1 protein-coding gene is annotated in these 352 nt (G+C 60.5%); it reads right to left on the bottom strand.

Annotation, left to right across the window (positions count from 1 at the left end):
- Window positions 1-160 precede the first annotated feature (160 nt).
- Window positions 161-352: IS66 family insertion sequence element accessory protein TnpB (gene tnpB / locus GRB80_RS16680; RefSeq protein ID WP_161424421.1), on the bottom strand; the 192-nt coding region annotated here is incomplete at its 5' end.

The raw sequence follows: 352 nt of genomic DNA, 5'->3' as shown, positions 1-352 counted from the left end.
ACTCCGCTTCTTTCTTCTCCATCAGCTGATGGAGACGCGCGATCTCCTCCTGCTGAGCGCGCACTTGGCGCTGCAGCCGGGAGACGCTGGCGGAAGGTGTCGAGGCCGATGAAGTCATGACGCTATTTTACCAAACGGCGCCGATGGAAGCAGCAGATAATCAGCCAACTGACTGAAAATCCAACGCCTTATGGGGACGCATGGCGCTGAGGTCATAGCCATCCAGGAGCCAGTTCAGCTCCTGGCCCGAGAGGGTGACCGTGTCGCCCTCCAGACGGTCCGGCCACTTGAAGCGCTCGCGCTCCAGGCGCTTGTACCAGACCACGAAGCCGTTACGCTCCCAGAACAGCAG

Origin of the sequence: Halomonas icarae (assembly GCF_009901955.1) — a bacterium.
In the GTDB taxonomy this organism is placed as follows: Bacteria; Pseudomonadota; Gammaproteobacteria; order Pseudomonadales; family Halomonadaceae; genus Halomonas; species Halomonas icarae.
Note: the sequence above shows the minus strand (reverse complement) of the source record. Positions and strands in the feature narration are given on the sequence as shown.